This is a genomic window from Scandinavium sp. NPDC088450, from assembly GCF_044900545.1.
Lineage (GTDB): Bacteria > Pseudomonadota > Gammaproteobacteria > Enterobacterales > Enterobacteriaceae > Scandinavium.
In genome coordinates, this window is the sequence record NZ_JBJDNI010000038.1 from 1 (window position 1) to 26,461 (window position 26,461).

The window sequence follows — 26,461 nt, forward strand, 5'->3', positions numbered from 1 at the left end:
GTAAAGGCACGATGAGGTCTCTTCTGTTTTGTTAGCGCAACCAGTAGATCACACTTCATCGTGCTTTTCACTTTTGTGGGGATACCTCAGCCCGCAGGGAGAGGGAACTTGAATTCTCCCTCTCCTTTTGGGAGAGGGCAGGGGAGAGGGGAAACTACCCACTTCCAAACTGGTATTCTGCTGAATCTCAATAAGTTGTGACCCACGTCGTCTCCAGCCCTTGACCCCTTGAATCCGCCCGTGTTAACTGAGTGCTTTGCCGTTTTTGGCCCGTCATAAAGGAAACCCTGATGCTTAAAACTGTGCGCTACAGCTTGTTGACGACTGGACTGTTGTTAAGTGGCTTCGCTCTGGCCACGCCCGCTGGCGATCTCCCTCTGATGCCCTGGCCTGCGCAGGTCGAGCGGCCTTCAGCGCAAGGTGCTCTGGTGCTGAATAACCAGCTCACTATCAATTTAAGTGGTGACGATCTGGGTGATGCGGTTAGTCGTCTGCGTGGCCGAATTGCAAAGCAAACAGGGTGGGAGATGGTGCCGCAAAGCGGCCCGGCGAAAACACCGACTATCGACATTGTGATAGCCAAAAAAGTGCCCGAACTTCCTCGTCCGGACAGCGATGAAAGCTACAAGCTGGTGGTGGATGAGAACGGCGTGAAGCTCACGGCCAACACCCGTTTTGGCGCGCTACACGGGATGGAAACCCTGCTTCAGTTGATTCAAAACGGGCCAGATAACACTGCCATTCCTTACGTCACCATTGAAGATTCTCCGCGCTTCCCGTGGCGCGGTGTGCTGCTGGATTCCGCGCGTCATTTCCTGCCCATTGAAGATATCAAACGCCAGATTGATGGGATGGCAGCGGCTAAGCTGAACGTCTTCCACTGGCATTTAACGGACGATCAGGGCTGGCGCTTCGCCTCGACGCGCTACCCGAAACTGCAACAGCTCGCCAGTGACGGGCTGTTCTATACGCCTGCACAAATGAAGGATGTCGTTCACTACGCGGCTGAGCGTGGGGTTCGCGTGGTGCCAGAAATCGATATGCCGGGGCATGCCTCGGCGATCGCGGTGGCCTACCCCGAACTGATGAGCGCGCCGGGGCCGTATGAAATGGAACGCCACTGGGGCGTGCTGAAACCGGTACTCGATCCGACCAAAGAGGCGACGTATACCTTCGCTGATGCGATTGTCGGTGAACTTGCGGCGATCTTCCCGGACCCTTATCTGCATATCGGCGGGGACGAAGTTGACGATACGCAGTGGAAAAACAATCCGGCTATCCAGAAATTTATGCAAGAGAACAAGCTGGCGGACAGCCATGCCTTGCAGGCTTATTTCAACCGCAAGCTGGAGTTGATCCTCGAAAAGCATCACCGCCAGATGGTGGGCTGGGACGAGATTTACCATCCGGATCTGCCAAAAAGCATTTTGATCCAGTCCTGGCAAGGGCAGGATGCGCTGGGCGATGTGGCGAAAAATGGCTACAAAGGCATTCTCTCCACCGGTTTCTATCTCGATCAGCCGCAGAGCGCGGCCTATCACTATCGCAATGAGATTGTGCCGCAGGGGCTTAACGGCGTGGACAACATCAGCGATGCCGATAGTGCGCAGAGCTGGAGTTTCAGTATGCCGCGTCTGAAAGGTAGCCCGGTTGAAGGCACCTTCACGCTGGTGAAAGGCGATCAGGAGTGGCGTGGATTTATTGATTTCAAAGGCAAATCTCGCCGCGCTGTGGATGACATCGAATGGCTGACGCCGGATCAGGTGACGTTCACCGTCGATACCTGGATGGGCGAAACCAGCCCGGTGCTCAGCATTCACGACGATCGTCTGAGCGGCTATTTCCTGATTGGTAACGTGCGTTACCCGATTACCGGCGCGCGACTGGATGATGTGCCGAAAGGTATTCCGCCAGTGATCCCAGATGCTGAGCAGCAGAAGAATTTGCTGGGGGGTGAAGCCGCGCTGTGGGCGGAAAATATTGTCGCGCCGGTGCTGGATATTCGCCTCTGGCCACGAGGATTTGTAGTGGCAGAACGTCTGTGGTCAGCGAAAGACGTTAACGATACCGACAACATGTATCAGCGTTTGCAGGCGATTGACGGCTGGTCGACGGTCTCAGTCGGGCTCAAACAGCACACGCAGCAGTTGGTGCAGTTCACGCGCCTGGCAAACGGCAACGACACTCTGCCATTGCAGGTGCTGGCTCAGGCGATTGAACCGGCACAGTATTACACCCGTCAGCATCTGAAATTCCAGGCAGGAAACTATCACCAGTTTGAGCCACTGAACCGCTTTGCGGATGCGCTGCCAGCCGAAAGCAACACCGTGCGTCATCTCAATGAGTGGGCGGATAATCTGGTGAGCGATGCGGAAGACAATGAAAGTGCCGACGCGCTGCGCCACGTCTTCACTCGTTGGCAGAACAACACCGCTGACGTGCTGGTGCTGACCGATGGCAATCATCAACTGGCGGCAATCAAACCGGTGGCGTTGCAGGTCGATAAACTGGCGGCGCTTGGGCTGCGCTTAACCGATCTGGTGGCCCGTCAGGGCACGCTGGATGACAAAGAGTATGCGTCGATTCAGACGCAGCTTGATGAAGCCGCGAAAACGCAAGATGAAGTGGTGATTGCGGCGGTCTACCCGATTGAGACTTTGCTGCGGGCGACGCGGATAGAGTGAAACTAGTTGCCGGGTGGCGCTAGCGCTTACCCGGCCTACACGACTCGTAGGCCCGGCAAACGAAGTGCCGCCGGGCAACAAGCCGGGCAACAAGACGATCAGCGACGAACAGCGATCGCTTCAATCTCAATTTTCACATCTTTTGGCAGACGAGCCACTTCCACACAAGAACGTGCCGGGAAGGTGGCGTTGTGCTCGGTGAAGAACGCTTCGTAGATGGCGTTAACGGTGGCGAAATCGTTCAGATCTTTCACGAAAACGGTGGTTTTCACGATGTCACCCACTTTCAGGCCTGCGGCTTCAACGATAGCCTGCACGTTTTCCAGAGACTGACGCGCCTGCGCAGCAACGTCTTCCGCTACGGTGCCGGTTTTCGGGCACACAGGGATCTGGCCGGAAGTGATAATCATGCTGCCTAAATCAACACCCTGAACGTAGGGACCGATGGCTGCTGGGGCTTTTTCTGTAGCGATAACCTTGCTCATGATTCTCTCCATTATGACAATGTTCAGTTAATGAGATGCCCGGCCATTATAGGGAGCCGGGCACCCGATACCAACCATCAACCTTAATTAGTTCGCCAGCACCGCGGTGTGTGAGAACTCTTTCTCGCAGTATTTGCATTTCAGGGCGATATCATCGGCGCGCTGTTTCACGCTAAAGCTCGAAGAGACAGGCTCTGCGTGGCTGATGCAGTTGCTGTTCGGGCACACCAGCACGCTTTCAATGCGCTCTGGCAGGCTTGGGCGAGATTTGCCGACCACTTCGTAATTATCGATACGGTTCACCGTGGCGTGCGGCGCGTACAGAGACAGCTGATTGACCTGCTCGTCGGTCAGGAACGTGTTCTCGATTTTAATCAGATCCTTGCGACCCATTTCGCCAGACGGCAGGTTCAGGCCGATGGTGATGCGCTGGTCGGTTTCGGTCAGCTTGAACAATGTCAGCAATTTAAAGCCAATCTGCGCCGGGATATGGTCGATTACGGTGCCGCGTTTGATGGCTTCTACCTGAAGTTTATTATCGTGTGTCATCGTCATTTCCCCTTACAGAGCCAGGTCGCTGTTCAGAACCAACGCCAGCAATGCCTGGCGTGCGAAGATGCCGTTGCCGGCCTGCTGGAAGTACCAGGCGTGCGGCGTTTTATCGACATCGGTAGTGATCTCATCAATGCGTGGCAGCGGATGCAGCACCTTCATGTTGCTGCGTGCGCCTTCAAGGTCGGCGGCGCGTAACACGAACTGCGCCTTCACGTTGGCGTATTCAGACGGGTCCAGACGCTCTTTCTGCACGCGAGTCATATAAAGAATATCCACTTCGGCCATCACCTCTTCGATGGTGCCGTGCACGCTCCAGGCAATGCCTTTTTCATCGAGCATATCGAGAATGTATTGCGGCATCGCCAGCGCATCCGGGGCGATAAAGTAGAAGCGGTTGCCGTTAAATTTCGCCAGCGCCTGGGTCAGTGAGTGAACGGTACGGCCATATTTCAGGTCGCCGACCATCGCGATGTTGAGGTTTTCCAGGCGGCCCTGCGTTTCCTGAATGGTAAAGAGATCCAGCAGGGTCTGTGTGGGGTGCTGATTCGCGCCATCGCCCGCGTTCAGAACCGGAATACCGCCAGAGAACTCTGTTGCCAGACGCGCCGCACCTTCCTGCGGATGGCGCATCACGATGGCGTCAACGTAGGTGCTGATGACCGAAATGGTATCGGCCAGCGTTTCGCCTTTTTTGCCCAGCGAGGTATTCGCGCTGTCAGAAAATCCCACCACGCTGGCACCCAGACGGTGCATCGAGGTTTCAAACGACAGACGGGTGCGGGTCGATGCTTCAAAGAAACAGCTGGCGATAACCTTGTGCTTGAGCAGCTCGGGTTGAGGATGGGCTTTCAATTTGGCGGCAGTCGCCAGAACCAGTTCAAGGTCTTCGCGGCTGAGATCGTTGATGGAAATGATATGTTTTTGATATAGCGGGTTAGCCATGTTTATCTCCTGACGCCTGGGCAAAAAAAAAGCCCCTTATAAAAAGGGGCTTCCTGAATTCGATGATGCCACGGGAGAAAAACGGCAGGCCAGCGTCTGTTTTCAGACGCGGTAAGACAGAATGTCGTACGCAGTTGACCATGCTTCCTCCCGGCAAAACGACTGGCATTATACGCAGCAAATCGAAGGGATCAAGCGATAAGTGCACAGACAGGAAAACGTTTGCTTCGGGAAGCATGCGCCAGCGCAAATATCCGCAAAAAAGCGATGGAATACCCCGTTGAAGGAGGGTATAAAACTCAAAATTGAAACATTGTTTTATATTTTGGAGGCTTTATGATCGCAGGAAACATTCATCATTTGCATGGTTGGCTGCCGCAGGAACTGCGTCAGGCCATCGAGCACATTAAAGCGCACGTGACCGAGGCCACCCCGCTGGGAAAACACGATATTGACGGCAACCGCCTGTTTTATCTGATTTCCGAAGACACCACCGAGCCGTTTGCTGACCGCCGCGCGGAATATCACGCGAAGTATCTGGATATCCAAATCATTCTGAAAGGCCAGGAAGGCATGACCTTCAGCACCCAGCCTGCCGGGAAGCCAGATACAGACTGGCTGGCCGATAAAGACATCGCCTTTTTGCCCGAAGGCGTGCAGGAAAAAACGGTGATTCTGAGCGAAGGGGATTTTGTGGTGTTCTACCCGGGCGAAGTGCATAAACCACTTTGCGCAGTGGGAACGCCTGCGAAGGTTCGTAAGGCTGTGGTGAAAATGCTGGTGGAGTGATTGGTTGCCCCTCTCCCTGGCCTGAACCGCTCTGTTTTGACTCCCTCTCCTTTCGGGAGAGGGTCGGGGAGAGGGGGAGTACCATTGCAAAACATTACTGCGAAAGCGTCGCCACCATCACCGCTTTAATGGTGTGCATCCGATTTTCAGCCTGATCGAACACAATGCTCGCCTCAGATTCAAAGACCTCGTCTGTCACTTCCATCCCGCCATGCAGGCCGAACTCTTCTGCCATTTGCTTGCCGAGCGTGGTCTGGTCGTCGTGGAAGGCTGGCAGACAATGCAGGAACTTCACCTGTGGGTTACCCGTCAGTGTCAGCATGTTTTTATTCACCTGGTAGTCACGCAGCAGGGCGATACGTTCGGCCCATTTTGCTTTGGCTTCGCCCATGGAAACCCACACGTCGGTGTAGATGAAATCGGCGCCTTTCACGCCTGCGGCAACGTCTTCTGTCAGTGTAATGTCACCGCCATTCTTCTGCGCCAGCGCTTTGCATTCTGCCACCAGGCTCGCTTCTGGCCAGCACGCCTGTGGCGCGACCAGGCGTAAATCCAGCCCTGTCAGCGCGGCGGCTTCCAGCATCGAATTGCCCATGTTGTTGCGTGCGTCACCGGCGTAGACCAGCGTCATCTCGTTAAACGCTTTGCCCGGTAAATGCTCTTGCATAGTCAGCAAATCTGCCAGCAGTTGCGTTGGGTGAAATTCGTTAGTCAGACCGTTCCACACCGGAACACCCGCATACTCCGCCAGCGTTTCGACGATCTCCTGGCCGTAGCCGCGGTACTGAATGCCGTCATACATGCGGCCCAGAACGCGCGCGGTATCTTTAATGGATTCTTTATGGCCAATCTGGCTGCCGCTTGGGCCGAGGTAGGTCACGCGTGCGCCCTGATCGTAGGCGGCAACTTCGAAAGAGCAACGGGTACGGGTCGAGTCTTTTTCGAAGATGAGCGCGATGTTTTTGCCGATCAGTTTTGGCACTTCTTTGCCGTGCTTTTTATCCGCTTTTAACTGGGCGGCCAGAGACAGCAGATGGGTGAGTTGTGCAGGGGTAAAATCCAGTAACTTCAAAAAATGCTTCTGATAAAACGTCGACATCATTTCCTCTCATGGCTTAGGCCACTTATTGAATTAAAATTCAATTTATATGTATGAATATTCATTTGCAACCCCGTTTCACAAATCTTTGCGGGAAAGGTGGAGGCAATGGGCGCGGTATGTGAAAATAGAAGTATCTGCCGCACATCATGAGGAACGAGCTATGGCAAACCCGGAACACCTGGAAGAGCAGCGCGAAGAAACGCGTCTGATTATTGAAGAATTACTGGACGATGGTAGCGATCCGGATGCGCTGTATACCATCGAGCATCATTTCTCGGCGGACGATTTTGACACTCTTGAGAAGCTGGCCGTAGAAGTCTTCAAGCTGGGTTACGAAGTGACCGAGCCAGAAGAGCTGGAAGTCGAAGAAGGTGAGATGGTGATTTGCTGTGACGCGCTCAGTGAATGTGCGCTGAAAGCAGACCTCATCGACGCGCAGGTTGAACAGCTGATGAACCTGGCTGAAAAATTCGGCGTTGAATACGATGGCTGGGGCACCTATTACGAAGATCCTAACGGTGAAGACGGCGAAGGTGACGACGAAGAGTACATCGACGAAGACGATGACGGCGTTCGCCACTAAGTGTTGACTGATGCGGTAGCGCCCGCTGCCGCATCGCTTTCATGAGACTGTTTTTGAGCATGGATTACCCGCAAATACTCGCCCCGGTGTTAACGTTTCTGCGCTGCCCCACGCCTCAGGCCTGGATCGACAAAGCTCGCGATCCGCAGCACCTTCCTCTGTTGTTAACTGACCACCTGGTGTGTGAGCTCAAAGCCGCTCAAACCGCGATGCTGCTGGTGCGTAAATACGTTGCCGATAAAGCCGGAGCAGATGAGCTTCTGGCATGGCTCCAGCCTTACGAGGCCTTTGCCTTCCGCGCCGGGCCGGAGCCCGATTTCATCGCCCTGCAAAAACAGATTGGCAAAAGCGTGATGCCGCAAACCGACGACCCGTGGGGACGGCAACTCATCGACAGCATGGTGTTGCTCATCAAAGAGGAGTTGCATCACTTCTGGCAGGTGCGGGAAATCATGCTGGCTCGTGAGATCCCGTATATCAAAATCACTGCCAGTCGTTATGCCAAAGGCATGCTAAAGGAAGTGCGAACGCACGAACCGCTGACGCTGATTGATAAGCTGATTTGTGGGGCGTACATCGAAGCGCGTTCCTGCGAGCGCTTTGCCGCGCTGGCCCCGTATCTGGATGAAGAGCTACAGAAGTTTTACCTGTCACTGTTGCGTTCCGAGGCGCGGCATTATCAGGATTATCTGGCACTGGCGCAGCAGGTGTCTGATGAGGATATTACGCCACGAGTGAGATTTTTTGGTGAGGTAGAGGCGGCGCTCATTTCCACGCCGGATGAGGAGTTCCGTTTTCATAGCGGGATGCCTGTTTAGCGCTTGTTGTCTCCCCTCTCCCTAACCCTCTCCCAAAGGGAGAGGGGATCAAGACAGAGCGGTCTTTTCTTTCTCCCCCAGTGGGAACGGCGGTAAAAACAGCACGATCTTTTCTTTCTCCCTCTCCCTTTGGGAGAGGGCAGGGGAGAGGGGCGCTTACGATGCTAAATCTAAAGCACCTTCAACATCCGAACTTCACAATCCACATGGCCGGTACAGCCTAGCGGGCCGTCGATATGCTCAAAGCCAAGATGCTCATACAGGGCAATCGCTTCTTTCAGAAAGGCAGTCGTTTCCAGATAGCAGCGCTTAAAGCCCTGCTCACGCGCGTGGTCCATCGCCATCAGCGCCAGCTTTTTCGCCATCCCTTTACCGCGAGCTGACGGCAGAAAATACATCTTTTGCAGCTCGCAGATATCCGTCTCGCTGCATTGCAACGGGGCCACGCCACCACCGCCAACCACACGGCCTTCTTGCTCAATCACCCAATAAGCATGCCCTGGCTGGCTATAAAGCTGATACAGCTCATCCAGATTGGGATCGGCGACGGTATAGCCTTTATCGGCGGTTAATCCGTACTCGGCAGAAACGGTGCGAATTACGCTGGCAATGGCCGCGTTGTCCTGAGGGGTCAGGACACGCAGAGTGAGCGTGGGAAGCGCTGTAGCATTCATTTAATTACTCAATGTGAAGCCTTTGAACATAATTTTATTTAATACCACTCTCATTAGATCGGTGCAAGTTCCGTTTCCGGGCGTTCTGGCTCTTGTTGTCAGATTAAATGCTCCGCATACTGAGCGCTCCCATAATAACGGTGCTGAAACATTCATTGTTTTTATGTAATTTATAAAATGGAGATTTATTTATATGGTCGGGATCGAGCAAGCTGCACCCGCTTCGCAGCATAAGTTTGTCTTTCACGGAAAAACCGGGCGGTTTTTTATTATTTGTTTGGTGAATTTATTACTGACAATCGTCACGCTTGGGATTTATATGCCCTGGGCTTTTGTGAAAAGCCGCCGCTATATTTATGAAAATATGGAACTGAACGGCGTGCGCTTTCGCTACAGCGCAACCGGTGGCGCATTTTTTCTGAGCTTTTTTTTGCTGATGCTTTTCTTTATATTGGCCACGATTATCTGCTCGTCTATCAATCCGCTTTTCTCTTCTTTTCCAATAATAGGGTTTATGGTGTTGTCACCCCTGATGGTGGTAAAGGGGTTGCGTTATCAAGCAATGATGACCTCGCTGAATAATGTCCGCTTCGGTTTTCACTGTCGTAGCGGGCAGGCCATGTGGGTGATGCTGGGCTTGCCAGCGGCACTGGTGGTGGCGAGCGTGATTTTCCTCTACCTGTTCAATATTCTGCTGGGCCAGTCATCCGATTTGACGACGCTCATTGCCCATATGGTGCTGATGGTGGTGGCGGGTCTGCTGCTGGTTGGGGCAATCAATGGAATGCTCTACGGAAAATGGATGCAATTGCTGGGTAAAAATGCACGCTTTGGGACTCAATCTTTTGATATTACCGTCTCTCTCTCCCACTGTATAAAAGTCGGTCTGCTGTCGATGCTTATTTTACTGCCCTTTATTCTGGTTATTGGCAAAATTATTGCGCCATTCTACGAGGAATTCGGCTTTACAGTGGCTATTGGCAGATTGGATGCAGCCTCTCAGCAGGATCTGGTCGCGCAATATACGACAGAAATCACAGCGAGCTATCTGATTTATTTTGTTGGCGTTATTTTAGCTACAACGTTTGTCATGACCGCATTACGTAATATTTTTATTAATGGCCTGACGCTGGCGAATACGCTGCGCTTTCGTTCGTCCATTACTTTTATCGACATGTTGCAGCAAATCGTGGTGATGGCGTTGGCCTCACTGGTCACGCTGGGTCTGGCCTACCCATGGGCGAAAATTCGCTTTATTCGCTACCTGGCCAACCATACCTCAGTCGAGGGCGACCTTGATGCACTGGAATTAGTCGATTCTGATGAGGAGAATGACACCGGACTGTTCGCCGCGATGTCGCGAGGTGTTGTACCGGCTATGCCGTTTATTTAGGCGTAAAAAAGCCGGAGCAGGCTCCGGCTTTCTCATCAACTCAGCACGATTACAGCGCGGCGATCACAGCCTGCTGCTCAATCAGCTTCGCTTTCGCTTCGGCATAACCGTCCAGCTTCTCACGCTCTTTGGCGATCACTGCTTCTGGAGCGCGTGCCACAAAGCCTTCGTTGGACAGTTTGCTTTCGATGCGGCCGATTTCACCTTCGATCTTCGCCACTTCTTTCGCCAGACGCGCCAGCTCATCTTCTTTGTTGATGAGGCCGGCCATCGGGATCAGCAGCTCTGCTCCGTCGATGATTTTGGTCACGGAGACCGGACCTTTATCATCGGCTGGCAGCACGGTGATGCTTTCCAGACGCGCCATTGACTGCAGGAAGCTCTGGTTATCGCTCACGCGACGCTGAGCGTCCGCGCTGCAACCACGCAGCAGCAGTTCGAGCGGTTTGCCCGGCGCGATGTTCATTTCCGCACGGATGTTACGTACGGCGATGATCGCCTGCTTCAGCCACTCGGTGTCTGCCAGTGCCGCTTCATCAACCTGTGCCGCATCGTACGCCGGGAACGGCTGCAGCATGATGGTGTCTGCGTCGTTACCGACGATGGTTTTCACACGCTGCCAGATGGTTTCGGTGATGAATGGAATGATCGGATGTGCCAGGCGCAGCAGACCTTCCAGCACGGTCACCAGCGTATGGCGAGTGCCTCGCAGTTCAACTTCTGAACCACCGGTCATGACTGGCTTGGTCAGTTCCAGATACCAGTCACAGAACTGGTTCCAGGTGAACTCATACAGGATGCCAGCGGCGATATCGAAGCGGAAGTTATCCAGCGCTTCGCGGTACGCTTTCACGGTGTGGTTGAATTCCGCGAGGATCCAGCGATCGGCCAGCGACAGCACTTTCTCGCCGCCGTTGAAGCCACAATCCTGGTCTTCGGTGTTCATCAGCACAAAGCGGCTGGCGTTCCACAGTTTGTTACAGAAGTTGCGGTAGCCTTCCAGGCGCTTCATGTCCCAGTTGATGTCGCGCCCGGTAGAAGCCAGCGCCGCCAGGGTGAAGCGCAGGGCGTCGGTACCGTGCGGCTCAATACCGTTCGGGAACTGTTTCTCGGTGCGCTTGGCGATTTTCTCAGCCAGCTGCGGCTGCATCATATTGCCGGTGCGTTTTTCCAGCAGGTCTGCCAGAGAAATCCCGTCGACCATATCCAGCGGGTCAATGACGTTGCCCTTGGATTTGGACATCTTCTGGCCTTCGTCGTCACGAATCAGGCCAGTCATGTAGACGGTATGGAACGGCACCTGCGGTTTGCCGTTTTCATCTTTGATGAAGTGCATGGTCATCATGATCATGCGGGCAATCCAGAAGAAGATGATGTCGAAGCCAGACACCATCACGCTGGTTGGGTGGAACTGACGCAGCGCGTCGGTGTTTTCCGGCCAGCCGAGGGTAGAGAACGTCCACAGCGCGGAGGAGAACCAGGTATCGAGCACGTCTTCGTCCTGACGCAGTGCAACGTCGGCGCTCAGGTTGTTTTCCTGACGCACTTCGTCTTCGGTGCGGCCAACATAGACGTTGCCTTCGTTGTCGTACCACGCCGGGATACGGTGACCCCACCACAGCTGGCGGGAGATACACCAGTCCTGAATGTCACGCATCCAGGAGAAATACATGTTTTCGTACTGCTTCGGTACGAACTGAATGTCGCCATTCTCAACGGCTTCAACAGCTGGTTTCGCCAGCACGTCGGCACGCACGTACCACTGATCGGTCAGCATTGGCTCGATAACCACGCCGCCACGGTCGCCGTACGGCACGGTCAGATCGTGAGGTTTGATTTCTTCGAGCAGGCCGAGGGCGTCAATCGCTGCAACAACCGCTTTACGGGCAGCAAAGCGCTCCAGCTTCTGGAATTCAGCCGGGATGTCAGACGGATAAACGTCAGACTCTTCGCCTTTGGTGTCGAACACCTGTGCGCTTTCGCGGATATCACCGTCGAAGGTCAGGATGTTGATCATCGGCAGGGCGTGACGTTTCCCGACTTCGTAGTCGTTAAAGTCGTGCGCCGGGGTGATTTTCACGCAGCCGGTGCCTTTTTCCATGTCGGCGTGTTCGTCGCCCACGATCGGAATACGGCGGTTCACCAGCGGCAGTACAAGGAATTTGCCAATCAGGTCTTTGTAACGCGGATCTTCCGGGTTAACGGCCACACCGGTATCGCCCAGCAGGGTTTCCGGACGGGTAGTGGCGACCACCAGGTAATCTTTGCCGTCAGCGGTTTTTGCGCCATCGGCCAGCGGATAGCGGATGTGCCACATCGAGCCTTTAGACTCGCGGTTTTCCACTTCCAGGTCAGAAATCGCGGTACGCAGTTTCGGGTCCCAGTTGACCAGACGCTTACCACGATAGATTAAATCTTCTTTGTACAGGCGAACGAAGACTTCTTTCACGGCATTGGAAAGACCTTCGTCCATAGTGAAACGCTCGCGCTCCCAGTCTACGGAGTTACCGAGACGGCGCATCTGACGGGTAATGGTGCCGCCGGATTCGGCTTTCCACTGCCAGATTTTGTCGATGAAGGCATCGCGACCGTAGTCGTGGCGGGTTTTCCCTTCTTCAGCGGCAATCTTACGCTCCACCACCATCTGGGTTGCGATACCCGCGTGGTCGGTACCAGCCTGCCACAGGGTGTTTTTGCCCTGCATGCGCTGGTAGCGGATCATGGTGTCCATGATGGTTTGCTGGAAGGCATGACCCATATGCAAACTGCCGGTGACGTTCGGCGGCGGGATCATGATGCAGAAGCTTTCCTGGCTTTCATCACCATTCGGTTTGAAATAGCCCTGCTTTTCCCAGTGCTCGTAAAGCGGCTGTTCGATATCTTGTGGGTTGTATGTCTTTTCCATTATTTCCAGGTTGCCGTATTCAGGTTAAAACCAGCCATGCGGTACGCTTTGTAGCGGTCGCGCGCCAGTTGTTTTAAGGAATCTTCGTGAGGCACGAAGTCTATCACTTCTGTGAAAGCGGTGGCAAAATCTGCAAAGCCAACGCGCAGGCTGATGAGCAAATCCCGCGGGCTGCTGTTGCGCTTTTGCGGCCAGGCAATTTCTACCGGTGCACCGCCGCGTGGGCCTTCGCCCGACAGATTATGCGGCACAAAGCTTTCCGCAGGGCGCGACCACAGCGCCTCATCAAGGCGAATGGCCTGCTTCTCGTCTTCACAGGCGATCAGAATGCGTTTCCCCGCTCGCCACCTGTCTGCCGCCAGCTCACACACCAGTTGTTCAACAGCGCTCAGGCCGTCGGCGGTGTTGTCGTTATCGAGCAGGTAGAACGTCGCATTCTTCATAATATGGGATTTCTTTAGGTTATTTTAAACGTAAAGCCGGGTGGCGCTACCGCTTACCCGGCCTACGTAAGCCTTGTAGGCCCGGCAAGCGAAGCGCCGCTGGGCAATGGCTAGCCGTTACTCTTCGCCGTTACTCTTCACCGGAAAAACCAGCGCGGTTCAGCAAGAACTGAGACAGCAGGGCAACAGGACGACCGGTCGCGCCTTTGGCTTTACCAGAACGCCACGCGGTGCCCGCGATGTCGAGGTGCGCCCAGTTGTACTTGCGGGTGAAGCGTGACAGGAAGCAGCCTGCGGTAATTGCCCCGCCAGGACGGCCACCGATGTTCGCCATATCCGCGAAGTTGGTTTCCAGCTGTTCCTGATACTCATCGCCCAGCGGCAAGCGCCACGCGCGGTCGCCGGCTTGTTCAGACGCGCCAATCAGCTCATGCGCTAACGGGTTGTGGTTCGACATCAGGCCGGTAATGTGATGGCCCAGCGCGATAACACAAGCGCCAGTCAGCGTGGCCACGTCGATAACCGCTTCCGGTTCAAAACGCTCAACGTAGGTCAGCACATCACACAGCACCAGACGGCCTTCGGCATCGGTGTTCAGCACTTCAACGGTTTGACCGGACATAGTGGTCAGCACGTCGCCTGGGCGATACGCACGTCCGCCAGGCATGTTTTCACAGCCCGCCAGCACGCCGATAACGTTCAGGGGAAGTTGCAGCTCCGCCACCATGCGCATCACGCCGTAGACCGCTGCTGCGCCGCACATGTCGTACTTCATCTCGTCCATGCCTTCGGCAGGTTTGATGGAGATACCGCCGGAGTCGAACGTCAGGCCTTTACCGACCAGCACGATAGGACGGGCATCTTCCGCCGGATTGCCTTTGTATTCAATGACCGACATCAGAGACTCGTTCTGCGAGCCGTTGCCGACAGCCAGATACGAATGCATGCCCAGCTCTTTCATCTGCTGTTCGCCAATCACGCGGGTGACGACGTTTTTGCTGTAGGAGTCGGCAAGCTGGCGCGCCTGCGAAGCCAGGTATCCGGCGTTACAGATGTTTGGCGGCATATTGCCCAGATCTTTCGCGGCCTTGATACCGGCAGCAATTGCCAGACCGTGCTGGATTGCGCGTTCACCGCTGGTCAGTTCACGACGGGTTGGCACGTTAAAGACCATTTTACGCAGAGGGCGGCGCGGCTCGGTTTTGTTGGTTTTCAACTGGTCGAAGCTGTACAGCGTCTCTTTCGCGGTCTCAACCGCCTGGCGTACTTTCCAGTAGTTGTTGCGGCCTTTGACATGCAGTTCGGTCAGGAAGCACACCGCTTCCATCGAACCGGTGTCATTGAGCGTATTGATCGTTTTCTGGATAACTTGCTTATACTGACGTTCATCCAGCTCGCGCTCTTTGCCACACCCAATCAGCAGAATGCGCTCAGAGAGCACGTTCGGCACGTGGTGCAGCAGCAGAGTCTGGCCAGGTTTGCCTTCAAGCTCGCCACGGCGCAGCAGGGCGCTGATATAACCGTCGCTGATCTTATCGAGTTGTTCGGCGATCGGGGAGAGACGGCGTGGTTCAAAGACGCCAACAACGATGCAGGCACTCCGTTGTTTCTCCGGGCTACCGCTTTTTACACTGAACTCCATGCACTACGCTCCTGAATCTTAAAGACAACGGCGGTGGCTACGGATAGAATTGCAAGCTTTCGTAACTCATGTCCGCTGTTGCGGTGACTTCGTGTTAATCTTAACGATATCGCGATGTTGGCTCGTCAGAACCGGGTCTGAAACGTAAAGCCGCTGAGTCATATAATCTTAGCGATGTTTTCGACGACTCAAGAGAATAAATGACGTTTAAGCCATGAAACAAGCAATTTTCCAGCAATATGACTGGTTTTAACGGGCGTATTTATAGTGATAATCATAAGATATCTGGTGCGGGAGACGCTGAAAAGCCAGCTGGCTATCCTCTTCATCCTGCTACTGATCTTTTTCTGCCAGAAACTGGTCAGGATCCTCGGCGCAGCGGTAGATGGTGAAATCCCCACCAACCTCGTGCTCTCCCTGTTAGGGCTTGGGGTGCCAGAAATGGCGCAACTGATCCTGCCGCTGAGTCTGTTCCTTGGCCTGTTGATGACGCTGGGCAAACTCTACACCGAAAGTGAAATCACGGTGATGCACGCCTGCGGCCTGAGTAAAGCCGTGCTGGTGAAGGCTGCGATGATCCTCGCGCTGTTCACCGCGATTGTGGCGGCGGTCAACGTGATGTGGGCCGGGCCGTGGTCTTCAAGGCATCAGGACGAAGTGCTGGCAGAAGCGAAAGCGAACCCGGGCATGGCGGCGCTGGCACAAGGCCAGTTCACCCAGGCGACCGATGGCAACTCCGTTCTGTTCATTGAAAGCGTCGACGGTAAAAAATTCCACGATGTGTTCCTCGCGCAAATTCGCACCAAAGGCAACGCACGCCCTTCCGTTGTGGTGGCGGATTCCGGTCAGCTCTCACAAAGCAAAGACGGCTCGCAGGTTGTGAACCTGAACCAGGGCACCCGCTTTGAAGGCACCGCGATGCTGCGTGACTTCCGTATCACCGACTTCAAAGATTATCAGGCGATTATCGGGCATCAGGCCGTCGCGCTTGATCCGAACGATACCGATCAGATGGGCATGAGCGCCCTGTGGAATACCGATACGCCACAGGCGCGGGCAGAGCTGCACTGGCGTATCACGCTGGTCGCGACAGTCTTTATCATGGCGCTGATGGTCGTGCCGCTGAGCGTGGTGAACCCGCGTCAGGGCCGTGTGTTATCGATGTTGCCTGCCATGTTGCTGTATCTGGTGTTCTTCCTGGTACAAACGTCGCTGAAATCCAACGGTGGCAAAGGCAAAATTGACCCAACATTGTGGATGTGGGGCGTGAACTTATTGTACTTCGGCATCGCTGTGGCGCTGAACCTGTGGGATACAGTGCCGATGCGCCGCGTCCGTGCGCGGTTTAGCGGGAAAGGAGCGGTATAATGCAAGCATTTGGCGTACTTGACCGCTATATCGGTAAAACCATTTTCACCACCATCATGATGACGCTGTTCATGCTGGTGTCGCTCTCGGGCATCATCAAATTTGTCGACCAGTTGAAAAAAGCCGGGCAGGGCACCTATGACGCGCTGGGTGCGGGCATGTATACCCTGCTCAGCGTGCCAAAAGACGTGCAGATTTTCTTCCCGATGGCGGCGCTTCTGGGCGCGTTATTGGGCCTGGGCATGCTGGCGCAGCGCAGTGAACTGGTGGTCATGCAGGCTTCCGGCTTCACGCGTATGCAGGTGGCATTGTCGGTGATGAAAACGGCCATCCCATTGGTGCTGCTGACCATGGCGATTGGCGAATGGGTTGCACCGCAAGGCGAGCAAATGGCGCGTAACCTGCGCGCACAGGCGATGTACGGCGGCTCGCTGCTCTCCACCCAACAGGGAATGTGGGCGAAAGACGGTAACAATTATATCTACATCGAGCGCATCAAAGGCGACGATGAGCTGGGCGGGATCAGCATCTACAGCTTCAACGACAACCGTCGTTTGCAGTCGGTGCGTTACGCGGCTTCAGCGAAATTCGACAAAGACAGCAAAAGCTGGCGCTTGTCACAGGTGGATGAATCCAACCTGACCGATCCGAAGCAAGTCACTGGCTCGCAAACCGTGAGTGGCACCTGGAAAACCAACCTCACGCCAGACAAACTGGGTGTGGTAGCGCTGGACCCAGATGCGCTGTCGATAAGCGGCCTGCACAACTACGTGAAGTACCTGAAATCGAGCGGACAAGATGCAGGGCGCTACCAGCTCAACATGTGGAGCAAAGTGTTCCAGCCGTTGTCGGTGGCGGTGATGATGCTGATGGCGCTGTCGTTTATCTTCGGGCCGCTACGTAGCGTGCCGATGGGGGTGAGAGTGGTGACGGGGATAAGCTTCGGCTTTGTGTTCTACGTCCTCGACCAAATCTTCGGCCCGCTGACGCTGGTCTACGGCATCCCGCCGGTAATTGGCGCGCTACTGCCAAGCGGCAGCTTCTTCCTGATAAGCCTTTGGTTGATGACGCGTAAGGCTTAAAATCGAATTGCCCGGTGGCGGCTTCCGCCTTACCGGGCCTACGAGATCTTGTAGGCCGGGCAAACGCAGTGCCGCCCGGCAATTCCTGACTCAGCGCCGTCTTCCCCCAAGCAAACTCCCGAGCATCCCGCGTACAATCTGGTTGGTAATCTGCCTTGTCGCGGTTTTTGCTGCGGCCTGAACCAGTCCGTCTCTTTTCCCGCCTCGTGGTCCTGTCGTGCCAAACAGAATGTCTTTCAGCCCGCCTAGAATGCCGTCGTCAACTTCTGCGGTTGCTCCTTTCGCTGGCGGAGCGTTTTGTTCTTCGGTTGTCGCCTGAACGCCTTTTTGCAGTTTCTCGAAGGCGGATTCTCTGTCGACCGCATCTTCATATTTCCCGTACAGCGGGGAGTTGTTGATGAGCCCATTGCGTTCATCGTCGGTAACGGGCCCCATGCGTGAACACGGTGCGATCACCATGGCGCGTTCGACCACGGACGGGCTGCCTTTCTCATCCAGGAATGAAATCAGCGCTTCGCCGGTGCCCAGTTCCTGAATGGCTTTCTCGGTATTAAACGCCGGGTTCGCGCGCATGGTTTGCGCTGCGGTTTTCACTGCTTTCTGATCTTTCGGCGTAAAGGCTCGCAGGGCATGCTGCACGCGGTTGCCCAATTGCCCAAGGACGTTGTCCGGAATATCAGACGGGTTCTGGGACACAAAATAAACGCCGACGGCTTTCGAGCGTATCAAACGAATGACCTGCTCGATTTTATCCAGCAGCACCTGCGGCGCGTCGCTGAACAGCAAATGGGCTTCATCGAAGAAGAACACCAGCTTCGGCTTTTCCAAATCGCCCGCTTCAGGCAGCTGTTCATACAGCTCAGAAAGCATCCATAACAGACTGGCGGCGTACAGTTTCGGCATCTGATAGAGCTTTTCTGCGCTCAGGATATTGATGATGCCTTTGCCGTTGCTGTCGGTTCGCATCCAGTCTTTGATATCCAGCATCGGCTCGCCGAAGAAGTGCTCCGCGCCTTGCTGTTCCAGCGTCAGTAAACCGCGCTGAATGGCGCCCACAGATGCGCTGCTGATATTGCCATACTGATTCTGGAAGGATTTGGCGTTATCGCCGATGTATTGGGTAATGGCACGCAAATCTTTGAAATCGAGCAGCAGCAGGCCCTGATCGTCGGCAATGCGGAAGATGATGTTCAGCACGCCGGACTGAACCTCGTTCAGGTTCAGCAGACGCGACAACAGCAGTGGCCCAAGGTCGGACACTGTCGCGCGCACCGGGTGGCCTTTCTCACCAAAAATGTCCCACACCACCACCGGGTTGCTGTGCGCTTCCCAGTCATTCACGCCAATCTTTTTCAGGCGCTCCATGAGCTTCTCTGACGCCTGGCCTTCCTTCGCGACGCCCGTGAGATCGCCTTTGACGTCAGCCATAAACACCGGCACGCCATTCTCAGAAAATGACTCTGCCATTTTTTGTAGGGTGACAGTTTTACCTGTGCCCGTTGCGCCAGTGATAAGCCCGTGGCGGTTCGCCATACCGGGCAGTAAAAACAGTTCCTTGTCCGTCGTGCGGGCAATCAGCAGGGGTGAACTCATGGTATTTCCTCCGTTTCTTCTGCGTCGAGTATAGGCCAAAGTGACTGACTTATATGCTCAGCTAAGTCTGGACTTTGCGGCGTAATACGCAGCGACGACTATGCTTTGCCATACGTATTTCAAATGGGTGGAAGGTAATGTCCAGATTCTTTTTCAATGACCGCAAGCAGCTGGTCAATGATGCCATAGAAGGCATCGTCGTCTCCGCACCGCACGGCAACCTGGTACGCTTAGATATCGACCCGGCGATTCGGGTGATTGCCCGTGGCGACTGGGATAAAAGCCGGGTGGCCGTTATTTCCGGCGGCGGGTCCGGCCACGAACCTGCGCACGCGGGCTTTGTCGGCAAAGGGATGCTCACTGCGGCGGTGTGCGGTGACCTGTTCGCCTCGCCAAGCGTGGACGCGGTGCTGAACGCCATCGTGGCGGTGACGGGCGATCGCGGTTGCCTGCTGATCGTCAAAAATTACACCGGCGACCGGCTGAACTTCGGCCTCGCGGCGGAGAAAGCCAAACGCTACGGCCTGAAAGTCGAGATGGTGATTGTGGCAGACGATATCGCGCTGCCGGACAACAAACAGCCGCGCGGCATCGCAGGCACGGCGCTGGTGCACAAGATTGCGGGCTACGCAGCCGAACAGGGCAAAACGCTAAGCGAAGTCCGTAAGGTTGCGCAGCAGGCGTGCGACAGCGTGTTCAGCCTCGGCGTGGCGATGGAGAGCTGCAACCTGCCGGGCAGCGATGACGAAGAAGGGCGCATCAAACCCGGGCACGTCGAGCTGGGGTTGGGGATTCACGGCGAACCGGGTGCGTCGACGGTCGACAGCCACAACAGCAAAACCCTCATCGACACGCTGGTAAAACCCTTGCAGGAGAAAGTGGGCAACGCGGATGTCGCCGTGCTCATCAACAATCTTGGCGGCGTATCAGCCCTGGAAATGGCGCTGCTCACCAAAGAGCTGGCGCATTCCGCGCTGAAGAACAACATTCGCTGGCTGATTGGCCCGGCGGCGCTGGTGAGCTCGCTGGATATGAAAGGTTTCTCACTCTCGCTGCTGAAGCTCACGCCTGCGTTTGAGAAGGCGTTGCAGGCGGATGTCGAGACTATCGGCTGGCAGAAACCCGTCGCCTTCGCGCCCTTAAAAACCATTAAACACAGCAAGATCCACGATAGCGTCGATTTCACGCCATCTGACAACGAGCAGGTGAAAGCGCTGGTCGCGGCGACGACGCACACGCTCATTGACCTGGAAAACCGCCTGAACGCGCTGGATGCCAAAGTGGGCGATGGCGATACCGGATCGACCTTCGCCGAAGGCGCGCGAGATATCGAACAGCTGCTGAAAGCAGGCAAACTGCCGCTCAACGACACCGCACAGCTGCTGCAACTGACAGGCGAAAGGCTGGCGACCGTGATGGGCGGCTCCAGCGGCGTGCTGATGTCGATATTTTTCACCGCCGCAGGTCAGGCCGTCCATGAGGGCAAAAAGCTGGCAGAAGCCTTGTTAAACGGCTTGCAGCAGATGAAACAATACGGCGGCGCAGATATAGGCGACAGAACGTTGATAGATGCCCTGCAACCGGCGCTGGAAGCGCTACGAGATAAAGATTTACCCGCAGCGACGAAGGCCGCAAAAGAGGGCGCAGAGAGCACAGCGAAAATGCAAAAAGCAGGCGCGGGCCGCTCATCTTACGTCAACAAAGAGAACCTGGAAGGCGTAACCGACCCAGGTGCGGTGGCTGTCGCTGAGGTGTTTGCTGCTATCAGCAGGGGATAATCGCGGCCTCCCTCTCCCTTTCGGGGACCGGCGCTGTTTTGCCTTACTCCCTCGCCCTATCGGGGACCTGCATTGTTTTGCCTTTCTCCCTCGCCCCTTTGGGGAGAGGGCCGGGGTGAGGGGACCTGCACTGTCTTGTCTTGCTCCCTCTCCCTGTCGGGAACAGGTGCTGTTTTGCCTTGCTCCCTCTCCCTATCGGGAGAGGGCAGGGGAGAGGGGCGAGCACTAACGCTAACTACCCCTCTCAACACATTCAAAAATCAGCCTTCAACACCACACGATAACGGGCTTTCCCGTCACGCACATGCTTCAGCGCTTCGTTGATTTTCGACATCGGGAACAGCTCAGTCGTCGGCGACACCTTCGCTCGCCCGGCAAACTTCATCAGCTTGCGCAGCTCCGCCGGGTTACCCGTCGCCGACCCGGAGATGCTGCGGTCGCCGCCAATCAGCGTAAATGCAGGCACCTGCAACGGTTTCATTACCGCGCCCACCGTATGGAAGTTGCCGCCATAGGCCAGCGCTTCGAAGTACGGCTGCCAGTCGAGATCGACCGCCACGGTGTTGATGATCAAATCGAACTGACCCGCCAGGGCTTTCAGCGCTTCCGGATCGCGGCTGTTCACCACACGATCGGCTCCCATCGCCAGCACTTCTTTCTCTTTCGCCGGATTGGAGCTAAACGCCGTCACCTCCGCACCCATGGCACGCAGCAGCTTAATGGCGATGTGCCCCAGCCCGCCGATACCAATCACCCCCACGCGGCTGGTGGCGGTGACGGTGTTCAGCAGCAGAGGTTTGAAGACGGTGATGCCGCCGCACAGCAGCGGGCCGGCGGATTCGAAATCGATGTTTTCAGGCAGCGGGATAACCCATTGCCAGTCTGCTCGCAGCTTATCGGCGAAGCCGCCGCGGTTCATAATGGTTGGCAGCGAGCCTTCCAGACAGTTGATTTGGTTGCCGCTGATACAGGCGTCGCAGTGCCCACAGCTACGTGCCGTCCAGCCCACGCCCACGCGTTGGCCCACTTTCAGGCCTTTGCTCTGCGCCGCGCTGCCAAGGGCCGCAACGCGACCAATGATTTCATGGCCTGCAACCAGCGGATAGCTCGACATGCCCCATTCGTTGTCGATCATCGACAAATCCGAATGGCAGATGCCGCAGTAATCGACCTGCACTTCCACATCTTCCGGCTGCAGTTCGCCTGCATCGTACTCCCAGACTTCCAGATCGGCCCCGGCCTGTTTTGCGGCGTAGCTTTTTATGATGGACATCGCACTTCCCTCATTATGGTGTTGAACTGGAAGTGTAGAGCATGGCGCGGAGCAGCGCTTGGCAGAAGGGGGCGTGAAGGTTTTAGTATCCCCTCTCCCTGGGGAGAGGGTTAGGGAGAGGGGGGAAATTAGTGTGGTGCTAATCCCTTTGGGGAGAGGGCTGGGGTGAGGGGAGAGCACTATCTTCGTACGATGCTTGAAATCATTCGCAAAATTCCGCTGCTGAAAATTTCAACACTTAACAGACGCTGCCCACAACGCTGCTTGCAAGCCTCCGCATGACAGGTATAATCCAACACGTTTCCGCATCACCCTTCAGTGCCGAAGTGGCGAAATCGGTAGACGCAGTTGATTCAAAATCAACCGTAGAAATACGTGCCGGTTCGAGTCCGGCCTTCGGCACCATCGGAACATCAATAGACGTCAACGGACGTCTTTTTTTGTGCCTGAAATCCAGTATCCGCAAGGCTTTCCGCGATTTTCCTTTCAACAGAAGTCAATCTGAGTCAACCCACATCAAGTCGCTTGTGAGTATAGAACCGAGTATATATGCTGGTTCGATAATGGTTGTATACTCACAGTGGCACATGGAAGGAGAACTTTTATGGCTCTGACAGATATCAAAGTGCGTTCCGCAAAACCGCAGGAAAAGGAGTACACCCTTGTCGATGGGGATGGCATGTTTTTGCTTATTCATCCCAATGGCTCAAAGTACTGGCGGTTCCGCTTTCGCTTTGGTGGGAAGCAGCATCTGATGGCTTTTGGTGTTTACCCTGAAACTTCACTGGCTGATGCCCGTCAAAAAAGAGAAGAGGCTAGGAGGCTCGTTGCTGCTGGAATAGATCCTCGCGAACACAAACGTGCTGTGAAAGAAGAACAGACGAAAGAAGCTATTACCTTTGAGTCAGTTGCTAGAGAGTGGCACGCAGCAAATAAAAAATGGACAGAAGAACATAGTCGGCGGGTGCTGAAGAGCCTGGAAGATAATTTGTTCCCAGCGATTGGGAAGCGAAGTATTGATAGTTTTAGTACGCGCGATCTCCTTGTGCCTATCAAAGTAGTTGAGGCTACAGGGCGTCTTGAAGTGGCTTCGCGTCTTCAGCAGCGTACCAATGCAATTATGCGTTATGCAGTGCAAAGCGGTTTGATCGATTACAATCCTGCTCAGGAGATGGCTGGGGCAGTTGCTTCCAGTAATCGTGTCCATCGACCAGCACTTGAACTGAAACGCTTACCTGAACTACTCCACCGAATTGATAACTACACCGGACGGCCTTTAACCCGTCTGGCTGTTGAGTTAACGTTATTAATCTTTATTCGTTCCAGTGAGTTGCGCTTTGCCCGTTGGTCCGAGATCGATTTTGAAAGGGCAATGTGGACAATCCCGGCGGAACGAGAAGCTATAGAAGGTGTTAAGCATTCGCAACGTGGTTCTAAAATGCGTACACCTCACTTAGTGCCTCTGTCTCGTCAGGCATTGGCAATCCTTAAACAGGTTCACAAGCTTAGTGGCGAGCGCGATTTTGTTTTCATTGGCGATCATAATCCGCGTAAACCGATGAGTGAAAACACTGTGAACAAGGCGCTGCGTGTTATGGGTTATGACACAAAGGTCGATGTTTGTGGTCATGGTTTCAGGACTATGGCATGTAGCTCGTTGATTGAATCGGGGTTGTGGTCGAGGGATGCGGTAGAGCGACAGATGAGTCATATGGAACGTAACTCTGTTCGAGCGGCATACATTCATAAGGCTGAACATTTGGATGAGAGACGATTGATGCTGCAGTGGTGGGCGGATTTTCTGGATGCAAATCGCGAGAAAGGGATTAGCCCGTTTGACTATGCGAAAGCGTAGCCAAATTGGAAGACTTATCGCAAAGAAGCACACTCTTGTTGGAATTTAAAATACACTGTATATAATCACAGTTATTTTGTTTCTTAATCAATGCTTGGATACCAAGGAAGTGGCCTTAGTTAGAAAAAAAGGTGGCCATCGCGACTGGTTTCCGTTAGGATCTTCGGATCAAAAAGTGATGAAAAAGTCGATATGAAAAAGAAACCACTGAAGCAGTACAAGGTATCCTCGTTTTTCGCAGGGATTGGTGGATTCGATCTTGGTCTTGAGAAAGCGGGGATGGAAGTTGTTTTCCAATGCGAAATCAATAAGTTTTGCCAGAAAGTACTTAGAAAGAATTGGCCAAATGTACCATTACATACTGATATTACACAACTGAATGCTGATGAGATCCCTGAAAGCAGTGTTTGGTGTGGTGGTTTTCCTTGCCAGGATGTGTCGTCAGCTAACCAAGGAAAACGGAAAGGTTTAGAGGGAGCCCGAAGCGGCTTATTTTATACATATGCAAAACTCATCGAAGAAAGAAAACCTGAATGGCTTGTTATTGAAAATGTTCCCGGACTGCTCAACAGCCACAATGGACAAGACTTCAAAGTTGTCATCGATACGTTGGTCGAACTCGGGTATGGCGTTTCGTGGAGAGTATTGGATGCAAAATACTTTGGAACACCCCAGCGTAGAAGAAGAGTGTACATTGTCGCAAGTCTTGGAGACATGCGCTCCGCTCGAGTCCTTTTTGAACCCGGAGCAACTAGAATCGTTGATAAACAGGGCCAAGGAGAGAGGGCAAATGCTTCCGGAGCCTCTGATACAGGCCTATCAAAAGCAGATATCTATTCTATCCAGCATGCAAGTATCGGACGAAAAGCAACCGCAGGACCTCAAGCAAAAGGATACCGGAACGACGGAGAAACCTACACTCTTGACTCAAGAGGAAGTTCAGATGCTGTATGTGCGCCGGATGCTGCCTTCCGAGTACGAGCGTCTGCAGGGATTTCCAGAGAACTGGACTCTAATCGATTCAGAGCAGTAGGGAACGCTGTCGCGGTCCCTATTGTTGAATGGATAGGAAAAAGAATTGTCCTTGTAGATCAGCAGATGCTTAACGAGGCATTATCGTAACAGTACTATTATCTAAACGTAAAAATGATCCTTCGAATAGTTCAGGGCGCGGTGCGCCCTGATCTGTTAGAAATCTTACAAATGTTGAATAGTTAGTAAATAATGTCTTTGAATCATCAATGATCAACGGAATCGGGCCAGGTCGTGGTTCATCCGATGTATCTTCCTTGAAAGCTAAAATGCATAATGTCCAGTTATGGGCTTTTAGATCCCTGAGATTGGCATTCCTAAAACGTCTATGTAAATAGTCATAGAGTAAGCTACCTACAGCAAAAACGATTTTCCCACCAGTTTGATCAACAACATTCCCTTTCACAAGAAATTGTTCTTGTTGTCGTCTCCATGCGTTGGTTTCGATAGTATTTGCTGCCACTGGCCTTCTTAGAATTTCATTTGTTGGGATTTCGAGATCAGCCCAAGCGGCAATATGGCGAGTAATGGCACCTGTGCTGCTCGTTTCTCCGCCACCTTGCATTTCGAGGAGGACTTCATCAACTCTTCCTCTACCGGAAAAGTTTCTCATTACGTAGTCTGCGTGGTAGCTATTATCTGAATCTGGTAAAGGAATATTGACTTCTCTTTTTACGCCAATCTCTGAGTCTTGCAGTTCAGGATCCTGATAGATCAGTTTTGCTACTTTCCTTAGAATGTCTCTTTGATGTTCAACCAAGACATTGTCGACAAGTTGTGTACGCTCACCTGAGATGATCGTCTTTTTTTGGCGGGTAGAACAAAGTCTATGTTCACAGACGATCCAAATAGTGCTGTCTGGTTTGCGGACGGAGCAGACTGGATGATTATTTTTACTTACTTTGTCACAGGTACGGTCCATAAAAGGGCATTGCGCCAGCGTGCCCTTTGAAACGGGAACAATCTGTTGTTCCACGTCTGTTCTTTGGCCTAAATATTCCGCGATACTCACTGCCATTGCTCATTCCTCATTCAGGAGCGGTTTGCTATATGATCTCAGCGGGTAGCAATTTATGTCAATGAATTCATGGTGTTTTTGTATCATGGGTGTCAGTTTTCATTGGAATTGAATGAGGTTTTGATTCGACGCCGCTCATCTCATGACAGTACTCAACATTTTCAATGTGATAGTGAAGCACATATGCTACGTAAGGCGTGTTAGGGGGATGGATTCCGTCACACGATGAGTATCATTTTGCATGAGCAGGGATTTAAATCGGTTTGCATCGAGCTACAACTGGATCACGTCGATAAGAACTCAATTCGTGGAACGTATGACAATGCTCAATATCTGGAGGCGAGGCGGGAGATGATGCAGTGGTATGGTGATTTTACTAGTAATTTAGGCAAGGAAGGGATTATTACAAGCTGATAGGTTGAAAGGCAGTCTCGAAAAGCAATAGCA

Annotated in this window: 24 protein-coding genes, 1 tRNA gene and 1 pseudogene; 13 read left to right on the forward strand and 13 right to left on the reverse strand. The window is 53.8% G+C overall.

Going from position 1 to position 26,461, the window contains the following annotated elements; all coding sequences use genetic code 11:
- The first annotated feature begins 290 nt into the window (after nt 1-290).
- Nucleotides 291-2,684, forward strand: a complete 2,394-nt coding sequence (locus ACI2I2_RS22845; RefSeq protein WP_404660045.1) for a beta-N-acetylhexosaminidase — start codon at nt 291-293, stop codon at nt 2,682-2,684.
- A gap of 98 nt (nt 2,685-2,782) precedes the next feature.
- Here ACI2I2_RS22845 and ACI2I2_RS22850 read toward each other — a convergent pair whose 3' ends face one another.
- From ACI2I2_RS22850 to ACI2I2_RS22865, 4 genes are all read right to left on the reverse strand, one after another.
- Entirely contained in the window at nt 2,783-3,169 is a 387-nt protein-coding gene (locus ACI2I2_RS22850) for a 2-iminobutanoate/2-iminopropanoate deaminase (protein WP_404660046.1), read from the reverse strand.
- A gap of 87 nt (nt 3,170-3,256) precedes the next feature.
- On the reverse strand, nt 3,257-3,718 hold the full coding sequence (gene pyrI / locus ACI2I2_RS22855) for an aspartate carbamoyltransferase regulatory subunit (RefSeq protein WP_404660047.1): 462 nt from the start codon (nt 3,716-3,718) through the stop codon (nt 3,257-3,259).
- A 12-nt stretch (nt 3,719-3,730) separates the two neighbouring features.
- Nucleotides 3,731-4,666 (reverse strand): aspartate carbamoyltransferase, encoded by a 936-nt coding sequence (gene pyrB, locus ACI2I2_RS22860; protein ID WP_404660048.1) that lies wholly within the window; start codon nt 4,664-4,666, stop codon nt 3,731-3,733.
- Nucleotides 4,659-4,808, reverse strand: coding sequence for a pyrBI operon leader peptide (locus ACI2I2_RS22865; RefSeq protein ID WP_404660049.1), 150 nt, complete (start codon nt 4,806-4,808; stop codon nt 4,659-4,661). Before ACI2I2_RS22865 ends, pyrB begins: the two co-directional genes overlap by 8 nt.
- A 194-nt stretch (nt 4,809-5,002) precedes the next feature.
- Here ACI2I2_RS22865 and ACI2I2_RS22870 point away from each other — a divergent pair, with 194 nt between their 5' ends.
- Nucleotides 5,003-5,455, forward strand: coding sequence for a YhcH/YjgK/YiaL family protein (locus tag ACI2I2_RS22870; protein WP_404660050.1), 453 nt, complete (start codon nt 5,003-5,005; stop codon nt 5,453-5,455).
- 94 nt (nt 5,456-5,549) lie between these two features.
- On the opposite strand, the gene argF is transcribed toward ACI2I2_RS22870, so the two are convergent.
- Together argF and ACI2I2_RS22880 are read right to left on the reverse strand one after the other, a co-directional pair.
- On the reverse strand, nt 5,550-6,554 hold the full coding sequence (gene argF / locus ACI2I2_RS22875) for an ornithine carbamoyltransferase (RefSeq protein WP_404660061.1): 1,005 nt from the start codon (nt 6,552-6,554) through the stop codon (nt 5,550-5,552).
- Complete coding sequence (locus ACI2I2_RS22880; protein WP_404660062.1) at nt 6,554-6,619, reverse strand: hypothetical protein; 66 nt, start codon at nt 6,617-6,619, stop codon at nt 6,554-6,556. Before ACI2I2_RS22880 ends, argF begins: the two co-directional genes overlap by 1 nt.
- A 98-nt stretch (nt 6,620-6,717) precedes the next feature.
- Between ACI2I2_RS22880 and rraB the strand changes: the two genes are divergently transcribed.
- Together rraB and miaE are read left to right on the forward strand one after the other, a co-directional pair.
- Nucleotides 6,718-7,140 (forward strand): ribonuclease E inhibitor RraB, encoded by a 423-nt coding sequence (rraB, locus tag ACI2I2_RS22885; protein WP_330985408.1) that lies wholly within the window; start codon nt 6,718-6,720, stop codon nt 7,138-7,140.
- 41 nt (nt 7,141-7,181) lie between these two features.
- Nucleotides 7,182-7,958: a tRNA isopentenyl-2-thiomethyl-A-37 hydroxylase MiaE gene (gene miaE / locus ACI2I2_RS22890; RefSeq protein ID WP_404660051.1), complete on the forward strand. Its 777-nt coding sequence runs from the start codon at nt 7,182-7,184 to the stop codon at nt 7,956-7,958.
- Nucleotides 7,959-8,128: 170 nt separating this feature from the next.
- Here the strand turns inward: miaE and ACI2I2_RS22895 are convergent, their stop codons facing one another.
- Nucleotides 8,129-8,632, reverse strand: a complete 504-nt coding sequence (locus tag ACI2I2_RS22895; RefSeq protein WP_404660052.1) for a GNAT family N-acetyltransferase — start codon at nt 8,630-8,632, stop codon at nt 8,129-8,131.
- A gap of 193 nt (nt 8,633-8,825) precedes the next feature.
- Here ACI2I2_RS22895 and ACI2I2_RS22900 point away from each other — a divergent pair, with 193 nt between their 5' ends.
- Nucleotides 8,826-10,025 (forward strand): YjgN family protein, encoded by a 1,200-nt coding sequence (locus ACI2I2_RS22900; protein WP_404660053.1) that lies wholly within the window; start codon nt 8,826-8,828, stop codon nt 10,023-10,025.
- Nucleotides 10,026-10,074: 49 nt separating this feature from the next.
- On the opposite strand, the gene ACI2I2_RS22905 is transcribed toward ACI2I2_RS22900, so the two are convergent.
- The 3 genes from ACI2I2_RS22905 to pepA form a co-directional block, all read right to left on the reverse strand.
- Complete coding sequence (locus tag ACI2I2_RS22905) at nt 10,075-12,930, reverse strand: valine--tRNA ligase (RefSeq protein ID WP_404660054.1); 2,856 nt, start codon at nt 12,928-12,930, stop codon at nt 10,075-10,077.
- Complete coding sequence (holC, locus tag ACI2I2_RS22910) at nt 12,930-13,373, reverse strand: DNA polymerase III subunit chi (protein ID WP_330985412.1); 444 nt, start codon at nt 13,371-13,373, stop codon at nt 12,930-12,932. The genes ACI2I2_RS22905 and holC overlap by 1 nt, the downstream gene beginning before the upstream one ends.
- A 130-nt stretch (nt 13,374-13,503) precedes the next feature.
- Nucleotides 13,504-15,015, reverse strand: a complete 1,512-nt coding sequence (gene pepA / locus ACI2I2_RS22915; RefSeq protein ID WP_330985413.1) for a leucyl aminopeptidase — start codon at nt 15,013-15,015, stop codon at nt 13,504-13,506.
- A gap of 153 nt (nt 15,016-15,168) precedes the next feature.
- Here pepA and ACI2I2_RS22920 point away from each other — a divergent pair, with 153 nt between their 5' ends.
- The 3 genes from ACI2I2_RS22920 to lptG all read left to right on the forward strand — a co-directional run bounded on the left by ACI2I2_RS22920 (nt 15,169) and on the right by lptG (nt 17,465).
- A complete protein-coding gene (locus ACI2I2_RS22920; protein ID WP_217448718.1) occupies nt 15,169-15,219 on the forward strand; it encodes a hypothetical protein in 51 nt (16 codons plus the stop codon).
- 63 nt (nt 15,220-15,282) lie between these two features.
- Nucleotides 15,283-16,383, forward strand: coding sequence for an LPS export ABC transporter permease LptF (gene lptF, locus ACI2I2_RS22925; protein ID WP_404660055.1), 1,101 nt, complete (start codon nt 15,283-15,285; stop codon nt 16,381-16,383).
- On the forward strand, nt 16,383-17,465 hold the full coding sequence (gene lptG, locus ACI2I2_RS22930) for an LPS export ABC transporter permease LptG (protein WP_404660056.1): 1,083 nt from the start codon (nt 16,383-16,385) through the stop codon (nt 17,463-17,465). The genes lptF and lptG overlap by 1 nt, the downstream gene beginning before the upstream one ends.
- Before the next feature lie 90 nt (nt 17,466-17,555).
- Here lptG and ACI2I2_RS22935 read toward each other — a convergent pair whose 3' ends face one another.
- Nucleotides 17,556-19,058: a helicase HerA-like C-terminal domain-containing protein gene (locus ACI2I2_RS22935; protein WP_404660057.1), complete on the reverse strand. Its 1,503-nt coding sequence runs from the start codon at nt 19,056-19,058 to the stop codon at nt 17,556-17,558.
- Between the two features lie 137 nt (nt 19,059-19,195).
- On the opposite strand from ACI2I2_RS22935, the gene ACI2I2_RS22940 reads away from it, so the two are divergent.
- A complete protein-coding gene (locus tag ACI2I2_RS22940) occupies nt 19,196-20,836 on the forward strand; it encodes a glycerone kinase (RefSeq protein WP_404660058.1) in 1,641 nt (546 codons plus the stop codon).
- Between the two features lie 253 nt (nt 20,837-21,089).
- On the opposite strand, the gene ACI2I2_RS22945 is transcribed toward ACI2I2_RS22940, so the two are convergent.
- Entirely contained in the window at nt 21,090-22,109 is a 1,020-nt protein-coding gene (locus tag ACI2I2_RS22945; RefSeq protein WP_404660059.1) for an NAD(P)-dependent alcohol dehydrogenase, read from the reverse strand.
- Between the two features lie 320 nt (nt 22,110-22,429).
- On the opposite strand from ACI2I2_RS22945, the gene ACI2I2_RS22950 reads away from it, so the two are divergent.
- The 3 genes from ACI2I2_RS22950 (at nt 22,430) to ACI2I2_RS22960 (ending at nt 25,086) form a co-directional block, all read left to right on the forward strand.
- Nucleotides 22,430-22,514: transfer RNA gene (locus tag ACI2I2_RS22950), tRNA-Leu, on the forward strand.
- Nucleotides 22,515-22,713: 199 nt separating this feature from the next.
- Nucleotides 22,714-23,964, forward strand: coding sequence for an integrase arm-type DNA-binding domain-containing protein (locus tag ACI2I2_RS22955; protein ID WP_032294613.1), 1,251 nt, complete (start codon nt 22,714-22,716; stop codon nt 23,962-23,964).
- A gap of 192 nt (nt 23,965-24,156) precedes the next feature.
- The gene (locus tag ACI2I2_RS22960; protein ID WP_032170444.1) at nt 24,157-25,086 is read left to right on the forward strand and encodes a DNA cytosine methyltransferase; all 930 of its coding nucleotides are present in this window, start codon (nt 24,157-24,159) and stop codon (nt 25,084-25,086) included.
- Here the strand turns inward: ACI2I2_RS22960 and ACI2I2_RS22965 are convergent.
- Nucleotides 25,067-26,014, reverse strand: a complete 948-nt coding sequence (locus tag ACI2I2_RS22965) for a hypothetical protein (protein ID WP_032181584.1) — start codon at nt 26,012-26,014, stop codon at nt 25,067-25,069. The genes ACI2I2_RS22960 and ACI2I2_RS22965 overlap by 20 nt on opposite strands.
- A 204-nt stretch (nt 26,015-26,218) precedes the next feature.
- Here ACI2I2_RS22965 and ACI2I2_RS22970 point away from each other — a divergent pair.
- Nucleotides 26,219-26,428, forward strand: a pseudogene (locus ACI2I2_RS22970) (integrase); the annotation flags it as partial.
- Nucleotides 26,429-26,461 lie beyond the last annotated feature (33 nt).

Excerpts from the sequence above, each read along its gene's own strand:
- ACI2I2_RS22845 (WP_404660045.1), top strand. The coding sequence starts at position 291 with ATGCTTAAAACTGTGCGCTACAGCTTGTTGACGACTGGACTGTTGTTA.
- ACI2I2_RS22850 (WP_404660046.1), bottom strand. The coding sequence starts at position 3,169 with ATGAGCAAGGTTATCGCTACAGAAAAAGCCCCAGCAGCCATCGGTCCC.
- pyrI (WP_404660047.1), bottom strand. The coding sequence starts at position 3,718 with ATGACACACGATAATAAACTTCAGGTAGAAGCCATCAAACGCGGCACC.
- pyrB (WP_404660048.1), bottom strand. The coding sequence starts at position 4,666 with ATGGCTAACCCGCTATATCAAAAACATATCATTTCCATCAACGATCTC.
- ACI2I2_RS22865 (WP_404660049.1), bottom strand. The coding sequence starts at position 4,808 with ATGGTCAACTGCGTACGACATTCTGTCTTACCGCGTCTGAAAACAGAC.
- ACI2I2_RS22870 (WP_404660050.1), top strand. The coding sequence starts at position 5,003 with ATGATCGCAGGAAACATTCATCATTTGCATGGTTGGCTGCCGCAGGAA.
- argF (WP_404660061.1), bottom strand. The coding sequence starts at position 6,554 with ATGTCGACGTTTTATCAGAAGCATTTTTTGAAGTTACTGGATTTTACC.
- rraB (WP_330985408.1), top strand. The coding sequence starts at position 6,718 with ATGGCAAACCCGGAACACCTGGAAGAGCAGCGCGAAGAAACGCGTCTG.
- miaE (WP_404660051.1), top strand. The coding sequence starts at position 7,182 with ATGAGACTGTTTTTGAGCATGGATTACCCGCAAATACTCGCCCCGGTG.
- ACI2I2_RS22895 (WP_404660052.1), bottom strand. The coding sequence starts at position 8,632 with ATGAATGCTACAGCGCTTCCCACGCTCACTCTGCGTGTCCTGACCCCT.
- ACI2I2_RS22900 (WP_404660053.1), top strand. The coding sequence starts at position 8,826 with ATGGTCGGGATCGAGCAAGCTGCACCCGCTTCGCAGCATAAGTTTGTC.
- ACI2I2_RS22905 (WP_404660054.1), bottom strand. The coding sequence starts at position 12,930 with ATGGAAAAGACATACAACCCACAAGATATCGAACAGCCGCTTTACGAG.
- holC (WP_330985412.1), bottom strand. The coding sequence starts at position 13,373 with ATGAAGAATGCGACGTTCTACCTGCTCGATAACGACAACACCGCCGAC.
- pepA (WP_330985413.1), bottom strand. The coding sequence starts at position 15,015 with ATGGAGTTCAGTGTAAAAAGCGGTAGCCCGGAGAAACAACGGAGTGCC.
- lptG (WP_404660056.1), top strand. The coding sequence starts at position 16,383 with ATGCAAGCATTTGGCGTACTTGACCGCTATATCGGTAAAACCATTTTC.
- ACI2I2_RS22935 (WP_404660057.1), bottom strand. The coding sequence starts at position 19,058 with ATGAGTTCACCCCTGCTGATTGCCCGCACGACGGACAAGGAACTGTTT.
- ACI2I2_RS22940 (WP_404660058.1), top strand. The coding sequence starts at position 19,196 with ATGTCCAGATTCTTTTTCAATGACCGCAAGCAGCTGGTCAATGATGCC.
- ACI2I2_RS22945 (WP_404660059.1), bottom strand. The coding sequence starts at position 22,109 with ATGTCCATCATAAAAAGCTACGCCGCAAAACAGGCCGGGGCCGATCTG.
- ACI2I2_RS22955 (WP_032294613.1), top strand. The coding sequence starts at position 22,714 with ATGGCTCTGACAGATATCAAAGTGCGTTCCGCAAAACCGCAGGAAAAG.
- ACI2I2_RS22960 (WP_032170444.1), top strand. The coding sequence starts at position 24,157 with ATGAAAAAGAAACCACTGAAGCAGTACAAGGTATCCTCGTTTTTCGCA.
- ACI2I2_RS22965 (WP_032181584.1), bottom strand. The coding sequence starts at position 26,014 with ATGGCAGTGAGTATCGCGGAATATTTAGGCCAAAGAACAGACGTGGAA.